Source organism: Cellulosimicrobium composti, from assembly GCF_010287905.1.
In the GTDB taxonomy this organism is placed as follows: Bacteria; Actinomycetota; Actinomycetes; order Actinomycetales; family Cellulomonadaceae; genus Cellulosimicrobium; species Cellulosimicrobium composti.
On sequence record NZ_JAAFAN010000010.1, the window covers coordinates 1 to 23,203 of the forward strand.

General features: G+C 75.6%; 21 protein-coding genes. 14 read left to right on the plus strand and 7 right to left on the minus strand.

All coding sequences use genetic code 11. The features are described 5' to 3' along the window. Positions 1-153 precede the first annotated feature (153 nt). The 5 genes from GYH36_RS04550 to murQ are packed head-to-tail and all read left to right on the plus strand — an operon-like array spanning position 154 to position 5,972. Entirely contained in the window at positions 154-1,161 is a 1,008-nt protein-coding gene (locus GYH36_RS04550; RefSeq protein ID WP_024840696.1) for a carbohydrate ABC transporter permease, read from the plus strand. Positions 1,162-1,208: 47 nt separating this feature from the next. After that, the gene (locus GYH36_RS04555) at positions 1,209-2,042 is read left to right on the plus strand and encodes a carbohydrate ABC transporter permease (RefSeq protein ID WP_034604439.1); all 834 of its coding nucleotides are present in this window, start codon (positions 1,209-1,211) and stop codon (positions 2,040-2,042) included. After that, the gene (locus GYH36_RS04560; protein WP_155098972.1) at positions 2,039-3,715 is read left to right on the plus strand and encodes a glycoside hydrolase family 3 N-terminal domain-containing protein; all 1,677 of its coding nucleotides are present in this window, start codon (positions 2,039-2,041) and stop codon (positions 3,713-3,715) included. Before GYH36_RS04555 ends, GYH36_RS04560 begins: the two co-directional genes overlap by 4 nt. Then, a complete protein-coding gene (locus GYH36_RS04565; RefSeq protein ID WP_115943718.1) occupies positions 3,712-5,019 on the plus strand; it encodes an anhydro-N-acetylmuramic acid kinase in 1,308 nt (435 codons plus the stop codon). Before GYH36_RS04560 ends, GYH36_RS04565 begins: the two co-directional genes overlap by 4 nt. Then, on the plus strand, positions 5,016-5,972 hold the full coding sequence (gene murQ, locus GYH36_RS04570; protein WP_162289229.1) for an N-acetylmuramic acid 6-phosphate etherase: 957 nt from the start codon (positions 5,016-5,018) through the stop codon (positions 5,970-5,972). Before GYH36_RS04565 ends, murQ begins: the two co-directional genes overlap by 4 nt. Positions 5,973-5,996: 24 nt before the next feature. Here murQ and GYH36_RS04575 read toward each other — a convergent pair whose 3' ends face one another. Next, entirely contained in the window at positions 5,997-6,746 is a 750-nt protein-coding gene (locus GYH36_RS04575; protein WP_162289230.1) for a YggS family pyridoxal phosphate-dependent enzyme, read from the minus strand. A gap of 109 nt (positions 6,747-6,855) precedes the next feature. Here GYH36_RS04575 and GYH36_RS04580 point away from each other — a divergent pair, with 109 nt between their 5' ends. After that, positions 6,856-7,254 (plus strand): YccF domain-containing protein, encoded by a 399-nt coding sequence (locus tag GYH36_RS04580; RefSeq protein WP_162289231.1) that lies wholly within the window; start codon positions 6,856-6,858, stop codon positions 7,252-7,254. A gap of 21 nt (positions 7,255-7,275) precedes the next feature. Here GYH36_RS04580 and ybaK read toward each other — a convergent pair whose 3' ends face one another. Then, positions 7,276-7,779, minus strand: a complete 504-nt coding sequence (gene ybaK / locus GYH36_RS04585) for a Cys-tRNA(Pro) deacylase (RefSeq protein WP_162289232.1) — start codon at positions 7,777-7,779, stop codon at positions 7,276-7,278. A gap of 25 nt (positions 7,780-7,804) precedes the next feature. Further along, positions 7,805-8,527 carry a VIT1/CCC1 transporter family protein gene (locus GYH36_RS04590; protein WP_024840704.1) on the minus strand — a complete coding sequence of 241 codons (723 nt, stop codon included), beginning with the start codon at positions 8,525-8,527 and terminating at the stop codon, positions 7,805-7,807. Between the two features lie 72 nt (positions 8,528-8,599). Here GYH36_RS04590 and GYH36_RS04595 point away from each other — a divergent pair, with 72 nt between their 5' ends. From GYH36_RS04595 to GYH36_RS04605, 3 genes are all read left to right on the plus strand, one after another. After that, positions 8,600-9,256, plus strand: coding sequence for a GNAT family N-acetyltransferase (locus GYH36_RS04595; protein WP_115942858.1), 657 nt, complete (start codon positions 8,600-8,602; stop codon positions 9,254-9,256). Positions 9,257-9,367: 111 nt separating this feature from the next. Further along, entirely contained in the window at positions 9,368-10,240 is an 873-nt protein-coding gene (locus GYH36_RS04600; protein ID WP_162289233.1) for a GNAT family N-acetyltransferase, read from the plus strand. 58 nt (positions 10,241-10,298) lie between these two features. Then, a complete protein-coding gene (locus GYH36_RS04605; protein WP_162289234.1) occupies positions 10,299-10,724 on the plus strand; it encodes a carboxymuconolactone decarboxylase family protein in 426 nt (141 codons plus the stop codon). Positions 10,725-10,796: 72 nt separating this feature from the next. Here GYH36_RS04605 and GYH36_RS04610 read toward each other — a convergent pair whose 3' ends face one another. Next, complete coding sequence (locus GYH36_RS04610; RefSeq protein WP_162289235.1) at positions 10,797-13,535, minus strand: DEAD/DEAH box helicase; 2,739 nt, start codon at positions 13,533-13,535, stop codon at positions 10,797-10,799. Positions 13,536-13,672: 137 nt separating this feature from the next. Between GYH36_RS04610 and GYH36_RS04615 the strand changes: the two genes are divergently transcribed. Together GYH36_RS04615 and GYH36_RS20255 are read left to right on the plus strand one after the other, a co-directional pair. Then, positions 13,673-17,317, plus strand: coding sequence for a glycoside hydrolase family 92 protein (locus GYH36_RS04615; RefSeq protein ID WP_203231573.1), 3,645 nt, complete (start codon positions 13,673-13,675; stop codon positions 17,315-17,317). Positions 17,318-17,505: 188 nt separating this feature from the next. Continuing rightward, positions 17,506-18,102, plus strand: a complete 597-nt coding sequence (locus GYH36_RS20255) for a YdeI/OmpD-associated family protein (protein WP_162289236.1) — start codon at positions 17,506-17,508, stop codon at positions 18,100-18,102. 7 nt (positions 18,103-18,109) lie between these two features. On the opposite strand, the gene GYH36_RS04625 is transcribed toward GYH36_RS20255, so the two are convergent. Beyond that, complete coding sequence (locus GYH36_RS04625; RefSeq protein ID WP_162289237.1) at positions 18,110-18,898, minus strand: helix-turn-helix domain-containing protein; 789 nt, start codon at positions 18,896-18,898, stop codon at positions 18,110-18,112. A 144-nt stretch (positions 18,899-19,042) separates the two neighbouring features. Here GYH36_RS04625 and GYH36_RS04630 point away from each other — a divergent pair, with 144 nt between their 5' ends. Further along, a complete protein-coding gene (locus GYH36_RS04630; protein WP_162289238.1) occupies positions 19,043-19,438 on the plus strand; it encodes a nuclear transport factor 2 family protein in 396 nt (131 codons plus the stop codon). An 88-nt stretch (positions 19,439-19,526) separates the two neighbouring features. Here GYH36_RS04630 and GYH36_RS04635 read toward each other — a convergent pair whose 3' ends face one another. Further along, positions 19,527-20,354 carry an aminoglycoside 3'-phosphotransferase gene (locus tag GYH36_RS04635; protein WP_162289239.1) on the minus strand — a complete coding sequence of 276 codons (828 nt, stop codon included), beginning with the start codon at positions 20,352-20,354 and terminating at the stop codon, positions 19,527-19,529. Between the two features lie 135 nt (positions 20,355-20,489). On the opposite strand from GYH36_RS04635, the gene GYH36_RS04640 reads away from it, so the two are divergent. Next, positions 20,490-20,960, plus strand: coding sequence for a peptidoglycan-binding domain-containing protein (locus tag GYH36_RS04640; RefSeq protein WP_162289240.1), 471 nt, complete (start codon positions 20,490-20,492; stop codon positions 20,958-20,960). Here the strand turns inward: GYH36_RS04640 and GYH36_RS04645 are convergent. After that, positions 20,938-21,876, minus strand: a complete 939-nt coding sequence (locus GYH36_RS04645; RefSeq protein ID WP_162289270.1) for a 3-methyladenine DNA glycosylase — start codon at positions 21,874-21,876, stop codon at positions 20,938-20,940. The genes GYH36_RS04640 and GYH36_RS04645 overlap by 23 nt on opposite strands. Before the next feature lie 271 nt (positions 21,877-22,147). On the opposite strand from GYH36_RS04645, the gene GYH36_RS04650 reads away from it, so the two are divergent. Further along, complete coding sequence (locus GYH36_RS04650; RefSeq protein WP_162289241.1) at positions 22,148-23,200, plus strand: DUF4190 domain-containing protein; 1,053 nt, start codon at positions 22,148-22,150, stop codon at positions 23,198-23,200. The last annotated feature ends 3 nt before the right edge of the window (positions 23,201-23,203 follow it).

Here is a 23,203-nt window from a genome sequence, read left to right on the forward strand (position 1 = left end):
GGGGGTTGTTTTTGCCCCCCGCCCCCCCCGCGGGGGGGGCCCCCCCCCCCCGGGGGGGGGGGGGCCCCCCCCCCCCCGCCCCCCCCCCCCCCCGCCGCCACCGGCCTCCCCGGGGCCCCGCCCCGCACGCACCACCGACAGGACCTCATCCCCATGGCAGACCTTCGAGCCGCGCCCGGCGCCTCGCTGGACCCGGCCGCCCCGGCCGACCGGCCGACGTCGGGCACCGCGCCCACGGGCACGCGCCGGCGCCGCGCCGGCGGCCTCGGCCACCGCTCCCCGCTGCGCCCCTGGCTGCTCCTCGCGCCCGGGCTCGTCGTGCTCGGCGTGCTGCTCCTGTGGCCGCTCGTGCGCGTCGTCCTGCTCTCGCTGCAGGACTACGGGCTGCGCCAGATCGCGAGCGGCGAGTCGAACTGGGTCGGCCTGCAGAACTACGCCGACATCCTCGGCGACAGCTACCTGTGGACGACGGTCCTGCCGAACACCGTGCTCTTCGCGCTCGCGTGCGTCGTGCTCACGGTCGCGCTCGGCACCGCGGTCGCGCTGTTCCTCAACACGCTCGGCGGGTTCTGGCGGGGCGTCGGCGCGACGGCGATCATGGTCGCCTGGGCCGTGCCCGCGATCACGGGCACGTACGTGTGGGTCTGGATCTTCGACCCGCTCAACGGCCTCGTCGCCTCGGTGCTCGAGGGCGTCGGCGCGATCGAGCCCGGCACGGTGAACTGGTTCACCGAGCGCCTGTCGTTCTACGCGATCGCGACGCTCAACGTCGTGCACCACGGCTTCCCGTTCGTCGCGATCACCGTGCTCGCGGGACTCATGACGATCCCGAACGAGCTGCACGAGGCGGCGAAGGTCGACGGCGCGAGCGCGTGGCGCCGCTTCTGGTCGATCACCGCGCCGATCCTGCGCCCGGTGTTCGCGGTCGTGACGATCCTGTCGACCATCTGGGACTTCAAGGTCTTCACGCAGATCTACCTCATGCCCGGCGGGAACGGCGGCAACAAGGACGTGTTCAACCTCGGCGTGTGGTCGTACATCGAGTCGTTCGCGCAGGGCAAGTACGGCATGGGCTCGGCCATCGCGGTCCTGCTCACGCTCATCCTGCTCGGCATCACGCTCGTGTACATGCGCACCCTGTTCAAGGAGGAGGAGCTGTGAGCGCCGCCGTCGTCGACACCCCCACCGCCGCGCCGGCAGGCCAGACCCTGCGCGCGCGTCCCCGTCGCCCCGGCGTCGCCGCCGCGAAGACGGTCGGGCTCGTCGCCCTCCTCGCCTTCTCGCTCTTCCCCGCGTACTGGATGTTCTCGTCCGCGATCGACCCGCAGGCCGCGACGCGCGGCGCCCGGCTCCTGCCGGCCGGCGTCACGTGGGACAACTTCGTCAGCGTCATCGACGACGGCGGGTTCGGCCACTACCTGCGCAACTCGGTCCTCGTCGCGCTCGGCACGGTCCTCGCGTCGTCGGTCGTGGCGCTGCTCGCCGCGGTCGCGGTGAGCCGGTTCCGCTTCCGGTTCCGCAAGTCGATGCTCGTGCTCATCCTCATGGTGCAGATGGTCCCGCTCGAGGCCCTCGTCATCCCGCTGTTCCTGCAGATGCGCAACCTCAACATGCTCAACTCGCTCCTGGGCCTGACGATCGTCTACCTCGCGTTCGCGCTGCCCTTCGCGATCTGGACCCTGCGCGGCTTCGTCGCCGCGGTGCCCGTCGAGCTCGAGGAGGCCGCGTACCTCGACGGCGCGTCGTGGGGGCGCATGTTCTGGAAGATCCTCGTGCCGCTCGTGGCGCCCGGCGTCGTGGCGACGAGCGTGTTCTCCTTCATCACCGCGTGGAACGAGTTCATCTTCGCGCTGACGTTCCTCCAGCAGTCGAGCAAGTACACCGTGCCGATCGGCCTGCAGAAGTTCTTCGGGGAGAACACGACCGACTGGGGCGCGGTCATGGCCGCGTCGACGATCATCACGCTGCCCGTCCTCGTGTTCTTCGTCCTCGTGCAGCGCAACCTGTCGTCGGGCCTCACCGCGGGGTCGGTGAAGGGATGAGCGGCACGACCCGCCCGACGCCGTCGCCGGAGCGCGCGCGCCCGGCCGCGAGCGACGTCGTGCGCGCCGTCAACGGGGTGCTCCTGCCCGGGTTCACCGGCACGGACGACCCGCCGGCGTGGCTCGCCGAGGCCGCGCGCGACGGGCTGGCCGGGGTCGTGCTGTTCGGGCACAACACGCCCGACGTCGCGACGACGGCCCGCCTCACCGCGCGCCTGCGCGGGGCGTCGCCAGACCTGCTCGTCGCGATCGACGAGGAGGGCGGCGACGTGTCGCGCCTCGAGGCCGCGACGGGATCGAGCCTGCCGGGCAACGCGGCGCTCGGGATCGTCGACGACGTCGAGGTCACCGAGCGGGTAGGCGTCGCGCTCGGCCGCCTCCTCACCGCGACCGGCGTCGACCTCGACCTCGCGCCGGACCTCGACGTGAACTCCGACCCGGACAACCCCGTCATCGGCGTCCGGTCGTTCGGTGCGGACCCGGCGCTCGTCGCGCGCCACGGCGCCGCGTTCGTGCGCGGCCTGCACGCGGGCGGCGCGGGCGCGTGCGGCAAGCACTTCCCGGGGCACGGCGCGACGAACGTCGACTCCCACCTCGCGCTGCCCGTCGTCGACGCGAGCGCCGACGAGCTGCGGGCGCGCGACCTGCCCCCGTTCGTCGCGACGATGACCCGGCGCGACCCGGCGTCGCCCGCGGACGACGCGGTGCTGGACGCGGTCATGACGGCCCACGTCGTCGTCCCCGCGCTCGGGCCGCTGCCCGCCACGCTCGAGCCCGCGGTCGGCGCGCTCGTGCGCGAGCTCGGCTTCGAGGGGCCGGTCGTCACGGACGCGCTCGACATGGGCGCCGTCGCGGCGTTCGGCGCCGAGGGGGCCGTCGCGGGCATCGGCGAGGTCGCGGTGCGCGCCGTCGAGGCGGGTGCCGACCTGCTGTGCCTCGGCACGACCGTCGGCCGCGACGACGAGGCGCTGTTCCGCCAGGCGCAGGACGCGCTCGTCGACGCCGTCACCGCGGGACGCGTCACGCTCGACCGCCTGCGCGAGTCCGCGGACCGCACGGCGCGCGCCCGGGCGGCGGTCCGCGCGCGCCAGGCCGCGAGCGGCGTCGTGCCGTCGCCCGAGTCCGCGCTCGCGGCGCTCGACGAGCTCGGCCGCGTGGGCGCCGAGGTCGCCGCGCGCGCCGTCCGGTTCGCCGGGCCGGTGCCCGCGGACGGACCTGTCGTGACCGGCACGCCCGACGTCGTCGACCTCCGCCTCCGGTTCGACCACGCCGCGGGCCGCACCGCGCAGCACGTCCAGCGCGCGCTCGACGAGGCGTTCGGGCCGGACGTGCGCCACCTGCGCCCGGCCGACGCCGACGCGTGGGCGCACGCGGTCGCCACGGTGCGTGCGAGCGACCGGCCCCTGCTCGTGCTCACGCGCGAGCCCGTCCTCGGCTCGGGCGAGCGGACGCGCCTCGGCGAGCTGCTCGCGGCGCGCCCCGGCGCGGTCGTCGTGCACACGGGATTCCCGGGCGCCGTCGAGCAGTGGTTCGGCACCGACCTGCCCGCCGCCGACGGCGCCCCGCGCGCGGTCGTCGTGGTCGCGTGCGGCACGGGGCGGGCGAACGCACGCGCCGCCGTCGCGCTCCTGCGCGGCCGGCCCGCCACCGCGCCGGGGGAGGGGTCCCGATGATCGTCCTCGGGCTGTCCTCCGGCACGTCGGTCGACGCGATCGACGCGGCCGCCGCCGACCTCACCCTCGGCGACGACGGCGTGCTGCGCATGCGTCCCCTCGGCCACACCGAGTACGCCTGGCCGCGCGCGCTGCGCGAGCGCATCCTCGCGGCGCTGCCGCCGGCCGCGGTCGACATGGCGGAGGTCGCGCAGCTCGACACGCTCGTCGGCCAGGAGCTCGGCCGCGCGGGCCGCCGCGCGATCGACGACGTGGCCGGCGGCGACGTCGACCTCGTCGCGTCGCACGGGCAGACCGTCTACCACTGGGTCGTCGGCGCCCGCGCGCGCGGCACCCTGCAGCTCGGCAACGCCGCGTGGGTCGCGGAGCACGTCAAGCGGCCCGTCGTCAGCGACTTCCGCGTCGCCGACGTCGCCGCCGGCGGGCACGGCGCGCCCCTCGTGAGCGTGCTCGACGCGCTGTGGCTCGGTCGCGAGGACGACACTACGGGCACCGACGGCGCGCCCGACGCCGGGCTCACGGCGGCGCTCAACCTCGGCGGGATCGCGAACGTCTCCCTCGTCGGGCGTGTCGACGACCCGGTCACGGGCTGGGACACCGGGCCCGGCAACTGCCTGCTCGACGTCGCGGTCGCACGTCTCACCGACGGCCGCCTCGCCTACGACGAGGACGGCGCGCTGGCCGCGCGAGGCACCGTCGACCCCGTCGCGCTCGCGGCGCTGCTCGACGACCCGTACTTCGCCGCGCCCGCGCCCAAGTCCACCGGGCGCGAGCTCTTCGACACCACGTACACCGAGCGCCGGCTCGCGGCCGTGCGCCCCGGCCTCACCGGGCCCGACCTCGTCGCGACGCTCACCGAGCTCACCGCGGTGAGCGTCGCCGACGCGCTCGCGGGGCACGACGTGCGCCGCGTCGTCGCGTCCGGCGGTGGGGCGCGCAACCCCGTGCTGCTCGACCGCCTGCGCGCAGCGCTCGCCGAGCGCCTGCCCCACGCGTGCGAGGTCGTCACGTCCGACACCCTCGGGCTGCCCGTCGACGCGAAGGAGGCCTACCTCTTCGCTCTCCTCGGCTTCCTCTCGGCCCACGGGCTGCCCGGGACGGCCGCGGGCGAGCACCGGCGGCGGGCCACCGGAGCGCGGCGTGCCGTCGTGCTCGGCTCGCTCACGCCGCCCACGCCGCTGCCGTGGCAGGCCGCGAGCGGGCCCGTGCGCCGACTGGCGCTCGCCAACACTCCGCACGGGCTGCTGCCGGGCCCGCGCGCCAAGAGCCCGCTGACGGGCTCGACGAAGGGAAGCACCCGATGACCGACCCCACCCTCGCCACGAGCACGGAGGAGTGGCAGGCGCTCGTGCGCCTCGCGTCACCGACCGAGGAGCGCAACCCGCGCACCACCGACGTCGACCTGCTGCCCACCGCCGACGTCGTGCGGCTCATCACCGACGAGGACGCGGGCGTCGCGGACGCCGTGCGCGCGCAGCGTGACCACATCGCGCGAGCCGTGGACCTCGCGGTCGAGGCGCTGCGCGCGGGCGGGCGCGTGCACTACGTCGGCTCGGGGACGTCGGGCCGCCTCGGCGTGCTCGACGCGGTCGAGCTCCTGCCGACCTACGGCGTGGGCGAGGAGTGGTTCGTCGCCCATCTCGCGGGCGGCGTCGGCGCGATGATGCTCGCGGTCGAGGGGGCAGAGGACGACGTGGAGCTCGGGCGCGCCGACGTCGACGCCGTCGGGGCGCACGACCTCGTCGTCGGGCTCGCGGCGAGCGGCCGCACCCCGTACGTGCGCGGCGCGCTCGACGTCGCGCGCGAGCGCGGCGCGCGGACGGTGCTCGTCTCGGCCAACCCCGGCGCGCCGCTCGCGGAGGGCGTCGACGTCGCGATCCTCGTGGACACGGGCCCCGAGGTCGTCACGGGCTCCACGCGCATGAAGGCCGCCACGGCCCAGAAGCTCGTGCTCAACACGTTCTCGACGGCGACGATGATCCGCCTCGGCAAGACGTACTCGAACCTCATGATCGACGTGCGCCCGACCAACCAGAAGCTGCGCGCCCGCATCGTGCGCATGCTCGTCCAGGCCACGGGCCTCGGCGCACCCGAGTGCGAGGACGTGCTGCAGGAGGCCGACGGCGAGGTGCACGTGGCGCTCGTCATGCTCCTCGCGGGCGTCGACGCCGACGCGGCGCGCGAGGCGCTCGCGGGGGACGGCGTCGCGGGGGTGCGCGGCGCGCTCGCCCGGCTCGGGGCGCTCCCCGCGCGGTAGACCCGGGACAGGCCTCCGCGGGTGTCAGCGGGCAGGGGCGGGGCGCGGGCCGAAGACGGCGGTGCCGACCCGGACGATCGTCGCGCCCTCGGCGACCGCGAGCTCGAGGTCGCCGCTCATGCCCATGGACAGCTCACGGGCGCCTGCGGTGCCGGGCGCGCCCGAGCCCACGACGGCGTCGCGCACCTCCCGGAGGCGGGCGAACCCCGAGCGGACCTCGGCCTCGTCGGGCGAGTTCGCGCCGATCGTCATGAACCCCGCGAGCCGCAGGCCGGGGAGCGCGGCGACCGCCGTCGCGAGGGGGGCGGCGTCGTCGGGACGCACGCCCGACTTGGACTCCTCCCCCGAGACGTTCACCTGGGCCAGGACGTCGAGCACGCGGCCGTCGCGCGCGCAGCGGACCGACAGCGCCTCGGCGAGCGCGCGCGAGTCCACGCTCTCGACGCCGGTCGCCGTCGCGAGCACCTGGTTGACCTTGTTGCGCTGGAGGTGTCCGATCATGTGCACCTCGACGCGCCCCGCGGCGACGAGGTCGGCGAGGTCCGGCGCCTTCGCGACGAGCTCCTGCACCCGGTTCTCGCCGATCAGGTCCGCTCCCGCCTCGACCACCGCGCGCACCGCGGCGGCGGGCTGCGTCTTGGTCGCCACGAGCAGCCGGACGTCCGACGGCGCACGCCCCGCCGCGCGCGCCGCGGCGTCCACCCGGTCCCGCACCCGGGCGAGGTTGTGCGCGACCTGCGCGGGCAGCACGGACGGCGGCTCGGGGAGGGGCATGCGGTCAGTCTAGGTCGGACGGTGCCCGCAGGACCCGGGTCGTCTCAGGGTGGTCCCCGATCGGCACCGGGGCCGCGGTCGGCGAGAATGGTCGCGAAAGGACGGTGCCGTGAAGACACTGCTCAACATCATCTGGCTCGTGTTCGCCGGGCTCTGGCTCGCGCTGGGGTACGTCGTCGCGGGCATCATCTGCTGCATCCTCGTCGTGACGATCCCGTTCGGGATCGCGAGCTTCCGCATCGCGGGCTACGCGCTGTGGCCGTTCGGCCGCACCGTCGTCGACAAGCCGACCGCGGGTGCGTGGTCGACGATCGGGAACGTCGTCTGGGTGCTCGTCGCGGGGATCTGGCTCGCGATCGGGCACGTCGTCACGGCGATCCCGCTCTTCGTGTCGATCATCGGCATCCCGCTCGGGATCGCGAACCTCAAGCTCATCCCCGTCTCGCTCCTGCCGCTCGGCAAGGACGTCGTCCCGACCGACGCCCCGTTCGCCGCCTACCAGCGCTGACCGTGGCGGTCGCCGCCCGCCCTACCGGGCGACGGGGGCGGCGGTCCCGCCGGTGAGGCGCAGCAGGTCCGACGGCGCGAGACCGACGTCGAGGCCCCGGCGCCCACCCGAGACGTACACCGCGTCGAGAACGAGCGCGCTGTCGTCGAGGAACGTGCGGTGGCGCTGCTTCTGGCCCAGCGGTGAGATGCCGCCGACGACGTAGCCGGTCGCGCGCTCGGCCACGGCGGGCTCGGCCATCGTCGCCTTCTTGCCGCCCGCCGCCTTCGCGAGCGCCTTGAGGTCGAGCTGGCGGTCGACCGGCACGATGCCCACGACGAGGGGGCCGCCGTCGACCACGGCGAGCAGCGTCTTGAACACCTGCTCGGCGGGCACCCCGATCGCGGCGGCGGCCTCCAGGCCGTAGGACAGGTCGCTCGACGGGTCGTGCTCGTACGGGTGCAGCGTGTGCGCGACGCCCTCGCGCTCGAGGAGGGCGACCGCGGGGGTCCCGGCGTGCGCGGACGACTTCGACTTCTTGGCCACGCGCCGATTCTGCCGCAGCGGTGCGCTACACGTTGACGTCGAGCAGGGACCCGATCGCGTACGTCACGCCCATCGCGACCGCGCCGCCGAGGACCGTGCGGACCGTCGCGCGCCGCGTGGGCGCCTCGCCGAGCCGTGCGGAGCCCCAGCCGGTGAGCACGAGCGCGAGCACGACGGCGACGAAGGTCAGCGGGATCCGCACGCCCGCCGGGGCGAGGAGGATCGCCGCGAGCGGCAGCAGCCCGCCGACGGTGAACGACACCACGGACGCGAGGGCGGCCTCCCACGGGCTCGTGAGCTCGTCCGGGTCGAGGTGCAGCTCGGCGTCGGCGTGCGCCGCGAGCGGGTCGCGCTCGGTGAGCTGGACGGCGACCTGCCGCGCGAGGTCCGGCGTCAGGCCCTTCGCCTCGTAGATCCCGGCCAGCTCGTCGAGCTCGGCGTCGGGCATCTCGGCGAGCTCGCGGCGCTCGGTCGCGAGCAGCGCCTTCTCGGTGTCGCGCTGCGTGCTCACCGAGACGTACTCGCCCGCGGCCATCGACAGCGCGCCGGCGAGCAGCGCCGCGCCGCCGGCCGTCGCGATGACGGGGACCGACGTGCTCGTCGCCGCGACGCCCACGACGACACCGGCCGTCGACACGATGCCGTCGTTCGCCCCGAGCACCCCGGCGCGCAGCCGGTTGAGCCGTGACCCCGTGCTCGGACGGTGCGGTTCGTCGGGGTGCTCGCCCGGTCGCGGTGCGTCGCTCATGAGCCCACGGTAGGGCCGGAGGGAGGTCCCGACGCCGGTGCGCGGCCCGGCGCGTCGGCGTACGGTCGGACCGTGGCGGCACCCGGCGCGGCGCACCCCGGCAGGCCCGGGGCCGTCGTCGTGCGCCCGGCGAACGAGGTCACGTGGGACGACCTCGCGGCCGTGTTCGGCGACCGCGGGTACCCCGCGACGTGCTGGTGCCAGCGCCAGGTGCTCGGCGACCGGGTCTGGTACGCGACGCCGCCCGAGGAGCGCGCGCGGCTCCTGCACGAGCAGACGAGCTGCGACGACCCGGACGCCCCGACGACGAGCGGTCTCGTGGCGTTCCTCGACGGCGAGCCCGCCGGGTGGGTCGCGGTCGGGCCACGCCCCTCGTTCCGGCGCCTGCGCGGCAGCCCCGTGCCCTGGACCGGACGGGCGGCGGGCGACGCCCAGGACAAGGACGACCCCGACGTGTGGGCGGTCGCGTGCTTCGTCGTGCGCGCGGGGTTCCGGGGCCTCGGCCTCACGTACGACCTCGCGCGCGCGGCCGTCGACCTCGCGCGCGAGCGTGGCGCGGCCGCGGTCGAGGGCTACCCGATCCTCGACCCGTCGGGTGCCCCGATCACGTGGGGCGAGAACTCGGTGGGCAGCGTCCAGGCGTTCCGGGCCGCAGGGCTCGAGGAGGTCGCGCGGCCGACCGTGCGGCGCCGGGTGCTGCGCCGCGACCTGCGGCCGCGCGGCGCCTGACCTCGCGACCGGCTCGTGGGCGGCGGACCCCGGCGGCGGGACCCGTGCGGCGGTGGCCCTCCGCGCGAAAAGAGGGCGCGCCCGCGCGGTGGCGTGGTGTCTCATCGAGGCATGGTGATCGAGACCGCGACGCCGCGGGTCGAGCAGCTCGGCGAGGTGCTGGACGCGGTGCGCGCGTGGCAGGACGACGCCGCCCCGCTCCAGCTGCACCCGGGCGACGTCGGATGGTTCTGGCGGTTAGGCGCCACCGCGACCGCGGCGGCGCTGCGCACGTGGCGCCGTGACGGGCGCGTCGTCGCCGTCGGGCTGCTCGACGGGCCGGGCCTCCTGCGCCTGGGTGTCGCGCCGGACCTCCTGCGCGACGACGAGCTCGCCCGGCGGGTCGCCGCGGACGCCGCCGACCCGGCCTGCGGTGTCCTCGGCCTGGGCCAGGCGTCCGTCGAGTCGCCTGTCGGTGCGCTCATCGACGAGCGTCTGGCCGACGCTGGCTGGGCCCAGGACGAGCCGTGGGCGCTGCTGCGCCGTGATCTCACGGGCCCCGTGGAGGACCCGGGCGTGCGGGCGCACGTGGTCGGTCCGGCGGACGCGCCCGCGTGGGCCGAGGTGCTGCGCTCGGCGTTCGACGGCGCCCGCGCCGCGCCCGAGCGCTGGCACGCCCTCGCCGGCGGACTGCCGTTCGCGGACGCGCGGTGCCTCCTGCTGCACGACGTCGACGCGGCGGGCGAGCCCGCGGCCGTCGTCGGCGTGTGGTCGGCGGGCGCGGGCCGCCCCGGACTGGTGGAACCTCTGGGCGTGCACGCCGACCACCGCGGCCGGGGCCTCGGCCGGGCCGCGACGCTCGCGGGCCTGGTCGCGCTGCGCGCGCTCGGCGCGTCGAGCGCGCTCGTCGCCACGCCCGCGGCCAACGCCGGCGGCGTCGCGACGTACGTCGCCGCCGGTTTCGAGCACCAGCCCGCGCGGCGCGACCGGCGCCGCGAGGCGTGACGGCCGCCCTGCGAGACCGGGCGCCGTCGCGCGCGGGCGCTCGCCTACGCTGCGCCTCGTGACGCAGGGGGAGAGCACGCAGGACCGGGCGACGACGCGCGCCGAACGCTACGAGCAGGGGAGGGCGGTGCTCGACGCGGTCAACCCGGGCGCCGGTGCGGCGCTGCGGGACGCGCTCGGGGACGTGTCCCCGGAGCTCGAGCACCAGGTCGCCGCGTGGGCGTACGGCGAGGTCTACGCCCGCCCGGGGCTCGGGCCGCGCGACCGCCAGCTCGTCACGCTCGGCATGCTCTGCGCGCTCGGCGGGTGCGAGCCGCAGCTCGAGATCCACGTGGGCACGGCGCTCGACGTCGGGCTCGCACCGCAGGAGATCGTCGAGGCGCTGCTGCAGTCCGCGGTCTACTGCGGGTTCCCGCGGGCGCTCAACGCGACGGCCGCCGCGAAGCGGGTCTTCGCGGCGAGGGGCCTCCTGCCGCTCGCGTAGCGGGTCTGCCGCGCGTCGGGGGCGACGCGGACCTGGGCCCGCGGAGGGCTGGTCGCGGAGGGCCGGTCGGGCCTACAGCGGGCCGACCGCGAGCACCGTCACCACGGGCTCGCCCGCCTCGTCGCTCGCCGCGAGGTCGACGCTCGCGGTGATCGCCCAGTCGTGGTCGCCGGCCGGGTCGTCGAGCACCTGCCGCACGAGCCACGTGCCCGCCGGGACGACCCCTGCGGGGGCGTGCTCCGCCGTCCGGCCCTCGTGGCCCGCGGGCAGCGGTGCGCCCGCTTCGACGACCTGGAACAGCGCCGCCGCGCGCGCACCCGGGCCGATGCCGATCGCGTCGTCCCCCTGGTCCTCGAACAGCGGGTCCAGGGCGTCACCCCACGCGTCCGCGTCCCAGCCCGCGCGGCCGTCGAGCGCGCCGAGCGCCCGGTAGTCCTCGCGCGCCGCGAGCTCGACGCGGCGGAACAGCGCGTTGCGCACGAGGCGGCGGAACGCCCGCGGGTTGCCCGTCACGGGGCGCGCGGGCGCCTCGGCACCCGCCCCGGAGAGCGGTCCGTCGCCGACCTCGCCGTCCGCGTCGTCGTCCACCGGGTGCGCGAGGCGCTCCCACTCGTCGAGGAGCGACGAGTCGACGCCGCGCACGAGCTCGCCGAGCCACTCCACGATCTCCTGCACCTCCTCGGTGCGGTGCTCGTCCGGGACCACCTGGCGCAGCGCGCGGTAGGCGTCCGCGAGGTAGCGCAGCACCACGCCCTCGGTGCGCTCGAGCCCGTAGACGGACACGAACTCCGCGAACGTCATGGCGCGCTCGACCATGTCGCGAACCACGGACTTGGGGGAGAGCTCGGCGTCCGCGACCCAGGGGTTCGACCGCTTGTACATCGCGAACGCGGGCGCCAGCAGCTCCTCGAGCGGCTTGGGCCACGTGATCTCCTCGAGCAGCGCCATGCGCTCCTCGTACTCGTACCCCTCGGCCTTCATCGCGGCGACCGCCTCGCCCTTGGCGGCGTTCTGCTGCGCGTAGAGCACCTGGCGCGGGTCGTCGAGCGTCGCCTCGATGACGGAGACGACGTCGAGCGCGTGGGTCGCGCCCTCGACGTCGAGCAGGTCGAGCGCGGCGAGCGCGAACGGCGACAGCGGCTGGTTGAGCGCGAACTCGCGCGGGAGGTCGCCGACGAGGCGCACGCTCGGGCGGTAGCCCGCGGGGCGCGACGCGTCGGGCACGCGTACGCGCTCGACGATCCCCGCGACGCGCAGCGACCGGTAGATGCGGAACGTCTGGCGCACGTGCTCGCGGCGCTGGGACTCCGTGTCGTGGTTCGCGAGGAGCAGGTGCCGCATGGCCTCGACGGGGTCGCGGCGCGGGTCGTCCGCGTCCGCGTCGCCGGGCTGCGGGCGGCCGTGCTGGGCGGTGCGCGCGAGGACGTTGAGCACCATCGCGTGCGTGACCGTGAAGTGGCTCGTGAGCGGCTCGGGCTCGGCGTCGCGCAGGCGCTCGAACGTCGCGTCGGTCCAGTTGACCGAGCCCTGCGGCGCCTTCTTCCGGACGATCTTCTTGAGCTTCTTCGGGTCGTCGCCCGCCTTGGCGAGCATCTTGCGGTTCTCGATGACGTGCTCGGGCGCCATGACGAGCACCTCGCCCACGGTGTCGTACCCGGCGCGGCCCGCGCGCCCTGCGATCTGGTGGAACTCGCGCGCGGTGAGGTGGCGCATGCGCTCGCCGTCGAACTTGACGAGGCTCGTGAGCAGCACGGTGCGGATGGGCACGTTGATGCCCACGCCGAGCGTGTCCGTGCCGCACACGACCTTGAGCAACCCGGCCTGCGTGAGGCGCTCGACGACGCGCCGGTACTTGGGGAGCATGCCCGCGTGGTGCACGCCGACGCCGTGCCGCAGGAACTTGCTGAGCGTCTTGCCGAACCCGGTGCCGAAGCGGAAGTCGCCGAGCTCGGCGGCGATGGCCTCCTTCTCGGACTTCGTCGCGACGTTCATCGACAGCAGCGACTGCGCGCGCTCGACGGCGTCCTTCTGCGTGAAGTGCACGACGTACACCGGGGCGCGGCGCGTGCTGACGAGCTCCTCGATGACCTCGGTCAGTGGCTCGACGACGTAGCTGAAGTGCAGGGGGACCGGCCGCTGCGCGGTGGTCACCTCGGCCACGGGCCGGCCGGTGCGCTCCTCGAGCTCCTCGACGAACCGGGTCGTGTCGCCGAGCGTCGCGGACATGAGCAGGAACTGCGTGCTCGGCAGCTCGAGCAGGGGCACCTGCCACGCCCACCCGCGCTGCGGGTCGGCGTAGAAGTGGAACTCGTCCATGACGACCTGGGAGATCGCGTCCTCGTCGTCGGGCGCGGTCTCGCCGCCGCGGCGCAGCGCGATGTTCGCGAGGATCTCGGCCGTGCAGCAGATGATCGGCGCGTCGGGGTTCACGGCGGAGTCGCCCGTCGTCATGCCGACGTTCTTCGAGCCGAACGCCGCGACGAGCGCGAAGAACTTCTCGCTGACGAGCGCCTTGAGCGGCGCGGTGTAGTACGTGCGGCCGCCGCGGCCGGACCGGTGGGCGGCGAGCGCGGCGAACTGCGCGCCCATCGCGACGAGCGACTTCCCCGAGCCGGTGGGCGTCGAGAGGATGACGTGCGAGCCCGTGACGAGCTCGATGAGCGCCTCGCTCTGGTGCGGGTAGAGCTCGAGGCCCTGCTCGGTCGCCCACGTGGTGAACCCCTCGTAGAGCGCGTCCGGGTCGGGAGCCCTGCCCGTCGGCGCAGGCACGTGGGCGAGGAGAGCCGGGGTGCGGCCGGTGGTGGTGGTCACGGCACGAGTGTGTCAGGTGTCGGGCGCACCGGGCGTCGGTCGGCAGGCTCGACAGCGCTGTCAACGTGTGCGAGGGTATGCCGCGAGTCACCGACGACCACGATCCCACGACGCCGTGGGGGCAAGGGGAGCACCACATGCGCACCGACAGCGCGACCGAGCCCGGTCGCCGTCCTCGTCCGTCCCGGTCCGGACCACCACGCCCGGCGCGAGCCCGGCGCCGCACGAGCGCCGCCGTCGCCCTCGCCACGGCGGCGAGCCTCGCGCTCCCGCTCGCCGCGCACGCCACGCCCGTCCCGGCGTCCGCAGCACGAGCCGAGGCCACGACGGCGGTCGCCGCGGTCGACGCCCCGCTCGTGGACTACGTGAACCCGTTCATCGGGACCAAGGACGACGGCAACACCTACCCCGGCGCGGCCGTGCCGTTCGGCATGGTCCAGCTCTCGCCGGACAACGGGCACAACGTCGGCTACGACTACGACCGCACGTCGGTCCGCGGCTTCTCGCTCGTGCACCTCTCGGGCGTGGGCTGCGGGCTCGGCGGCCCGCTCCCGGTCCTCCCGACGACCGGCCCCGTCACGTCGACGGACTACGGCCAGTACGCGCTCGGCTTCTCGCACGACGACGAGGAGGCCTCGCCCGGCTACTACCGCGTCGGCCTCCAGGCGGCCGCGGGCACGATCGACGCCGAGCTCACCGCGACCGCGCGCACGGGCGTGCAGCGCTACACGTTCCCGGCGACGACGCAGGCCAACGTGCTGCTCAACGCCGGGCAGGCCCTCAACCGCGTGACCGGGTCGGACGTCCGCGTGGTCGACGACCGCACGGTCGAGACCCGGATCACCGTGCGCGGCTTCTGCCAGGACACCGAGCCGCAGACGATCTGGACCCGCACGACGTTCGACCGCCCCTTCGTCGCGCACGGCACGTGGGACGGCGAGACCGTCATCGCGGGCTCCGACGCGGCGTCCGGCGGCGAGGGCCGCCGCGGCGTGTACGTCACGTTCGACACCACCGACGGCGACCTCGACGTCGAGGCCGTGACCGCGATGAGCTACGTCGGCGCCGAGGGCGCGGCGGCGAACCTCGCCGCCGAGGCCGGCACGTTCGACGCCGTGCACGACGCCGCGCGTGCGGCCTGGGAGGAGCGGCTCGGCCTCGTGCGGGTCGCGCAGGGCGCGGAGGACGACCTGCGCACGTTCTACTCGTCGCTGTACCGCAGCTTCCTCGCGCCGAACGTCGGGTCCGACGTCGACGGGCGCTACCGCGGCTGGGACCAGGAGGTCCACGACGCGGAACCGGGCTTCACCTACTACCAGAACTACTCGCTGTGGGACACGTACCGCACCCAGCAGCAGCTCCTCTACCTGCTCGCGCCCGACGAGTCGGCCGACATGGCGCTCTCGCTCGTGCGCCAGGGCCAGCAGGGCGGCTGGCTCCCGCGCTGGGGGTACGGCACGGTCGAGACCAACATCATGACGGGCGACCCGGCGACGCCGTTCCTCGTCAGCGCGTGGCGCCAGGGGCTGCTCGCGGGCCACGAGGAGGAGGCGTACGCCGTCCTGCGGCAGAACGCCGACGAGGTCCCGCCCGCCGACTCGCCGTACAACGGGCGCGCCGCCAACGTCGAGTACCTGCGCGACGGCTTCGTGCCGCACGAGCCCGCGCGCTCGGGCAAGCCCGGCGACTACGACCTCCAGCACGGCGGCTCGGCGACCATGGAGTACGCGCTCGCCGACGCGATGCTCTCGACGATGGCGCGCGGCCTCGGTCACGACGAGGACGCCCACCGGTACGCCGCCCGCGGCCAGAGCTACCGCAACGTGTTCGACCCGCGCACGAGCAGCTTCCGCGCGCGCAACGCCGACGGCTTCTTCGTGGGCGACCCGGACCCGGCGCACTCCGACGGGTTCCACGAGGGCACCGCGGTGCAGTACCAATGGCTCGTCCCGCAGGACGTCCCGGGCCTGTTCGACCTCATGGGCGGCACCGACGCCGCCGTCGAGCGCCTCGACGCGTTCTTCGCGTACGACGAGCTCGTCGAGGACCCGGCGCGCGTCGCGAGCGAGGTGTGGGTCAACGGCACGTACGACTACTACGGCTGGGAGACCTACAACCCCAACAACGAGCCGAACCTCCACGCGCCCTACGTGTACCTGTGGACCGGCCAGCCGTGGAAGACGACCGACGTCGTGCGCGCCGCGGCGACGCTCTTCACCGACGGCCCCGACGGCGTCACGGGCAACGACGACCTCGGCACCATGTCCGCGTGGCACGTGCTGTCGTCGATCGGCGTGTACCCGATCGTCCCGGGCACGGACCTGTGGGGTCTGACGACCCCCCTGTTCGACGACGTGACGATCACGCTCGACCCCGAGGTGTTCGGGCGCGACTCGCTGCGCCTCACCGCCGAGGGCGTCGCCCCCGACGCGCACTACACGCAGTCCGTCGCGCTCGGCGGCGAGCCCCTCGACCGCGCGTGGGTCACGGGCGACGAGCTGACCGCGGCGGGGACGCTCGACGTCGAGGTCGGGTCCGCCCCGTCCGCGTGGGCGACCGACCCCGCAGCCTCGCCCGGCGCCGTCGTGCCGGCCGACGGGACGGTCGAGCGCCTGTTCGTGGGCGCGACGCCGCGCCGGCCTGTCCTCGCCCCGGGCGGGCAGACCGAGGTCGCCGTCCAGGTCGTCGCGCAGGGCTCGGGCACGTCCAGCGGCACGCTCGAGGTCACCTCGGACGGCGCGGTCACCGCGACGACCGACCTCGCCGAGTGGACGGCGGAGTCCGACGGCCTGCCCGCGACGGTCGAGGGCACGGTCACGCTCGCGGCCGCCGCGGACGCCGAGCAGGGCGTGCACACGGTGCGGGTCGTCGTGCGCGACGCGGCGGGGACGGAGGCCGTGCGCGAGCTCCAGGTCGTCGTCTCGGGCGAGTCGTGGATCGCGGACGCCTTCGACAACGTGGGCATCGGTGACGCGGGGGCGGCGAACGCCGACCTCGACGGCTCGGGCGCGTACCTCCTGCGCGACCTGCTCGCCGACCTCGGCGTGGTCCAGGGCCTCGAGCTCACCGTGCCGGGCACCGACCTCACCTACCTGCTCGGCGCACCGCCCGCGGGAGAGCCCGACAACGTCGCCGCCGACGGGCAGGTGCTGGACGTCCCCGAGGCCCACCGCGGCACGCGCACGCTCTCGCTCGTCGGGACGGCGACGCACGGCACGCAGGGCGGCGACCTCGTGCTCGGGTTCGCCGACGGGTCGAGCGAGACCGTCCCGGTCGTGCTCAGCGACTGGTGCACCGGCTCGCCCGAGCCCGGCAACGTCCTCGTCGCCAAGCCGGGCGCGCGCGGCAACGGGACGGGGACCGACAAGTTCGGCTGCGGCCTCTACGCCACCGCGCCCGTCACGGTGCCCGACGGCAAGGTCCTCACGAGCCTCACGCTGCCCCGCAACACGCGGTTCCACGTGTTCGCGGTCGCGACCGACGCGGTCGGCGTCGCACCGGGACCGCAGGTCGAGGTCACGGCGCAGGCCCGCTGCCTCGGCGCCCGGGCGTTCGTCGCGGTCCGCGCGCTCAACACGGGCGAGCAGGCCGTCGCGATCGAGCTCGCGACCCCGTACGGCTCGCGCCTCGTCGCCGGCGTCGCGCCCGGGGCGAGCGCGTACCAGTCGTTCGCGACGCGCGCCGCCGCGGTCGAGGCGGGCGAGGTCACCGTCACCGTGACCGCGCCCGACGGCGAGCCCCAGCAGGTCACGGCCGCGTACGACGCCGCGACCTGCTCCTGACCGGGCGTGGAGCCGGGCCGCCGCGGCCCGGTTCCACGCGCAGCCCTGCCGCACCCGCCACGGTGCGGCAGGGCCCGACGGACCGGCCCGGGAGGCGCCGAGGGAACGCCTCCCGGGCCGCCGTCGACCCCTGGCGCCCCGGTGCCGGGTCGGGCACGCTGGTGCCCCGGACCGACGACGGAGGCGCGGTGACCGAGGACGAGTACCGGGGCCGACCGGCGGTCCACGCCGAGACGCCGCAGGAGTGGCGGGCGTGGCTCGCCGACCATCACGACGACCCCGAACCCGGGGTGTGGCTCCTGACGTGGCGGCGCGAGAGCGGCCGCCCGACGTACGGCTACGAGCCGTGGATCGAGGAGGCCCTCTCCTTCGGCTGGATCGACGGGCAGGCCGCGACGGTCGACGCCGACCGCCACGCGCTCTGGTTCACGCGGCGTCGGCGCGGCAGCCGCTGGACCCGGCTCAGCAAGGAGCGCGTCGCGCGGGTCGAGGCCGACGGTCGCATGACCGACGCGGGTCGCGCCGTCGTCGAGGCGGCGAAGGCCGACGGGTCGTGGACGCGGCACGACGACGCCGAGGCGCTCGTCGTGCCCGACGACCTCGCCGCGGCGCTCGCGGCCCGCCCCGGCGCGCGCGAGCGCTTCGACGCGTTCACGCCCGGCGTCCGGCGCTCGGTCCTCGGGTGGATCGTCGAGGCGAAGCGCCCCGAGACCCGGGCGCGCCGCGTCGCGGAGACCGCCGAGCTCGCCGAGCAGGGCGTCCCCGCGCACCAGCCGCGCCGGTAGACGGCGGTCAGCGCGCGACGCCGAGCGCGGCCGCCGTGGCGTCGTCGGCGGGGAAGAACGACTCGATCGCGATCTCGTCGAGCGTGACGTCACGCGGGGACCCGAACACCGTCATCGTGTAGAGGAAGGCGAGCTCGCCGTCGGGCGTCGCGAGCCGCAGCGGCACGACGGCGTCGCCCGCCGCCACGCGGTCCTCGTGCCCGTGGTCGGGCGGCGGGAGGTACCCCTCGACCTCCGCGAGCAGCGCGGCGAGCGCCGGGTCGCCCGTGCGCTCGAGCTGGCGCCGCACGCGGCGGCGCACGTGCCCGCCCCACTCGGCGAGGTTCGCGATCCGCGGCGCGAGTCCGTCCGGGTGCAGCGTCAGCCGCAGCACGTTGGTGCGCGGTGCGCGCAGGTGGTCGGGGACGTCGTCGAGGAACGCGCCCGCGGCCGCGTTCGCAGCGACGAGGTCCCAGCGTCCGTCGACGGCCATCGCGGGGAACGGCTCGTGACCGGCGAGCACGAGGTCGACGGCGCGCCGCGCCGCCGCGAGCGTCGCGGTGGACAGCGGCGTCTCCCGGTGCCGCGGCGCGTACCCGGCCGCGAGGTACACGTCGTTGCGCGCCCGCAGCGGCACGTCGAGCTCGTCGCACAGGCGGTCGATCATCTCCCGGCTGGGGCGTGCGCGGCCCGTCTCCAGGAAGCTGATGTGGCGCGCCGACACGTCGGCGCCGAGCGCGAGGTCGAGCTGCGAGCATCGACGCCGCACGCGCCACTCGCGCAGCATCGATCCGACGGGTACGTCCACGGGTGCCATGGACCCACCCTGCCGCCGGCGCCGACGCGCGCCAACTACCTCCGAGGTCATCGACACGGTGCGCCGGCCCGCCCGACGGTGGTGCTCCGGCCGTCCGCCGGACCGCAGGGCGCCGCGGACCAGGCGCCGACCCGAGGAGGGACCATGTCCGAGACGACGACGCGGACCGCGACCGCGGTCGAGCGCTACCTGGAGTTCTGGAACACCGCGGACGCGGCCGAGCGCGACCGGCGCGCGGCGCGGACGTTCGCGCGCGGGGTCGAGTACGTGGCCCCGGTGACGCGCGCCGAGGGAGCCGACGCCGTGCTCGCGTTCGCGACCGAGCTGCTCGGCCACCTCGCGGGCCACCGCTTCGAGGCGCGCACGGATCCCGACCTGCACGACGACCGGCTGCGGCTGCGCTGGCGCGTCGTCGCGCCCGACGGGAGCGAGTTCGCGACGGGCACCGACGTGCTGCACGTGCGGTCGGACGGGCTCGTGTCGTCGGTGACGACGTTCCTCGACCGCGCCCCCGACGGGTTCGCGGCGCGCCACGCGTGAGCACCGGACGTCGGTGCGCACGCGGACCACCGCGCGGGGGACGGCCGTGGCCGGACGGACCGGTCGCGGCCGTCCCTCGCCCGACGGGTCAGGAGAGGTCCCAGAGCAGGCGGTAGTAGGCGATGCGCTCGGGGTCGGGCTCGACGCCGTAGCCCGTGTAGACGTGGCCGTCGTACCCGGGGCCGTAGTTCCACTCGGTGCTCCAGGCGGCGACGGCGAGGTCGGCCCAGCGGTCCGCGACCCCGAGCGAGCCGAGGTCCACGTGCGCGGCGAACGAGCCGTCGTCGTGCAGGAGCGTGTTGGGCACGCACGCGTCGCCGTGGCACACGACGAGGCGGTCGACGGCGGGTGCGTCGTCGAGTCGTGCCCTCGCCTCGGCGACGGGGATGCCACGGTGCTCCGGGAACCACTGCGCCGGGCCGTCGCCGCGGGCGAGGCGCGCGTCGGCGTTCGCGACCCGGTCCGCGACGGACCACGTGAAGGGGCAGGACGCGACGGGCAGCGCCTCGTGCAGCGCGCGCAGGCCGCGACCGATCGCGGTGGCCGCGCCCGCCGGGTCGCCGGTCTCGCGGGCCTCGACAGCGGAGCGGCCGGGTACGGCCTGCGTGACGAGCCAGGCGCCGTCGGCGTCGGTCCCGTGGTCGAGGACGCGCGGCACGGGCGTGCGGTCGCCGACCCACGCGAGGCGCGCGGCCTCCGCGGCGAGGTCGAGCCCCGGGACCCCCGCGGGTGCCCACTTGACGTACCGGGTCCCGCCCGCCTCCCGGCCCGGGCCGGGGTCGAGGCGGAAGGTCAGCCCGCCCAGCACGTTGCGCCACACGGGCGTGACGACGTCGTCCCCGGCGAGGGTGCGGACGGCGGGCGGGACGGCCACGGGCCCGGTCGGGATCTCGGCGATTCGCTCGGCACGGCTCACCCGACGGATCCTCGCACGCGGACGCGCGGTGGCCGTCGTGTATCTCGCGCGGCCCGGTCCGCTCCCTAGACGACGGGGCGCGGGTGCCTCACGGCGGGCCTCCGCCGGGCCCGTGTCCGCACGAGGGGGAACGCGATGTCGATCGTCATCACCACGCTGCCGGCCTGGCCGCGGGTCCGTCGCGGCGCGAACGGGCACCCGGTCCAGACGCTCCAGCACCTGCTGCGCCACCGCGGGCACGAGCTCGCGGTCGACGGGCTGCTCGGGCCGCGCACCGAGGTCGCCGTGCGCTCCTTCCAGGACGCCGCGGGACTCGACGTCGACGGCGTCGCCGGCCCCGTCACGTCGGCCGCGCTCGTCGTGGTCGTGCGCCGGGGGAGCGTCGGCGAGGCCGTGCGGGCCGTGCAGCGCGAGGCCGTCGCGCGCGACCTGTCGGGCGGCCCCGACCCCGTGCTCGCGATCGACGGGCAGCTCGGGCCGCGCACCGAGGCGTGGGTGCGCGGATTCCAGGAGGCGCTGCACGCGGGCTTCCCGGAGGTCGCCGTCGACGGCGTCGTCGGGCCCGTGACGTGGCGGTGCCTCGTCAGCGGGATGCTGTCGCACTGACCGCCGGGTCGGCGTTCGCGAGCAGCGCGTCGCACGCCGCGAGGAGCCGCTCGCGCAGCGCGGCGCCGCGCTCGGCGAACGCGCGCTGGTGGCGCACGTACTGCGCCTTGCCCTCGGGCGTCTCGATCGCGACGGGCGCCAGGCCGTACGACGACACGTCGTACGGACTGGCCTGCATGTCGACGACGCGGACGTCCCGCGCGAGCTCGAAGGAGTCGAGCACGACGTCGCCCGGCACGGCGGGCGTGAGCTTGAGCGCCCACTTGTAGAGGTCCATGGTCGCGTGCAGGCACCCCGGCTGCTCCAGGGCGGGCTGGGTCTCGCGCGTCGGCTGCAGGCGGTTGAGCGGACCGGCCTCGGGCGTGAAGAACCGGAACGCGTCGAAGTGGGAGCACTGCACGGGGTGCGACTCGACGACGCGGTCGGTGCCCGCGTGGCCGAGGCGCAGGGGGAGCGGGTGCCGGTGGTCGCGGCCCGCCTCCTTGTCGCGGTAGACCATCGCCCACTCGTGCAGGCCGAAGCACCCGAACCGTCCCGGCCGCGAGGCCGTGGCGGCGAGCAGGGCGCGCAGGTAGCGCACGGTGTCGCCCCGGTCGGCGAGGAACGCGTCGACGTCGAGCGTCAGGCCTTCGCGCGTCTCGCGGTACCACCGCCACCCGGCGCGCGTCGCGTACGGGTCGGGGGCGTCGTCCGGCGACCCGGCGGCGGCGCGGCCTGCCGGGGGAGCGAGCACGACGCCCGGGCCCGGGTGCCAGCGCCGGAGCTGGGCCGGGCGCGTGGGGTAGTACGTGAAGAGGAAGTCCTCGATCGCGTGCTTCTCGCGCCGCGGCTTGCGCGCGCGCCAGCCCGCGGTGAACGCGTCGGCGCGCTCCGCGTGCGCGCGCTCGCGCTCCGCCCACTCGTCCGCGGCGAGCACGACCGGGCGCGCCGCGCCCGCCGGGCGCGCGGCGACGGGCCCGGCGCCGGTCGGGTCGCCGGTCGTGGTCGTGGTGAGGGGCACCGTCCCAGGGTACGAGAGGGGTGCCGAGACGGGCCGGGCCGGAGTTCACCCGCCGGGCCGTTTTCCCGATGTGGGCGGAACCGGGAAGAATGCTCGTGAACGTGCTGTGAAGGCCCGGCGCGTCGGGAGGGCGTCGCCCTCCGCCCACCCGTACGAACGACTCGCGGCGACGCCGCGGAGGAGCACCATGTCGCAGCCGCCCACGGCACCGCAAGACCCGTACCAGTTCGACCCGTACCGGCCGCAGGGGACGAGCCCGGCGCCGCAGGGCGACCCGCAGCCCGCCCCAGGCGCCCCCGCGTACGCCCCGTCCCCGGAGCAGGCCCCGTACGGGTCCGACCCCGCGACGGCGCCGTACGGGTCGTCGCCCGAGCAGGCTCCCTACGGCGCGCCCGGGCAGGCTCCGGCGTCCGCGCCCCAGGGCTACGGCCAGCCGTACCCTGACCCCGCCCAGCAGGGCTACGCCGCGCCCTACGCCGACCCGGCGCAGCAGCAGGGGTACCCCCAGCCCTACCCGGACCCGGCGCAGCAGCCCTACGGCTCCCCGTACAACGGCGGCTACCCGGCGTACGGCGCGCCCGCGTCGTCGACGAGCACGCTCGCGATCGTCGGCTTCGTGCTCGCGATCCTCGGCTTCCTCGGCAGCTGGATCCCGTTCCTCAACCTGTTCGCGGTCGTGCTCGGCATCGCCGGCGTCGTGCTCGGGTTCGTCGGCCTGTCCCAGGTCAAGCGCGGGCGCACCGGCAAGGGCTTCTCGATCGCCGCGATCGCGCTCGGCGTCGCGTCCGTCCTCGTGACCATCGCGATCTGGGTCGTGGTCGTCGTCGCGGCGAACAACGCGAGCTCGCAGTACGAGCAGGCGATCGTCGACCTCGAGCAGGAGACGTCCGAGTGGGACGAGGAGCTCGACCGCATGTCCGGCGAGGCGACCGAGGAGATCCTCGCGAACGACCTCGGCGTCGAGTTCGGCGCGTTCGAGGGCGAGCCCGACGAGTACGGGTGGGTCGAGTCCACGCTGCCGCTCACGCTGACGAACACGTCCGACGAGCCGCTGACGTTCGACCTCGACGTCGATGCGATCGCCGCCGACGGCACCGTGATCGAGTCGGACTTCGCGTACACGGACGAGCTCGCGCCGGGCGAGTCGGAGACCGTCGAGGTGTTCACGTACATCGACGAGGAGAACCTCGAGGCGATGCGCACCGCGACGTTCGAGGTCACGCGCGCGAGCGCGTACTGACCC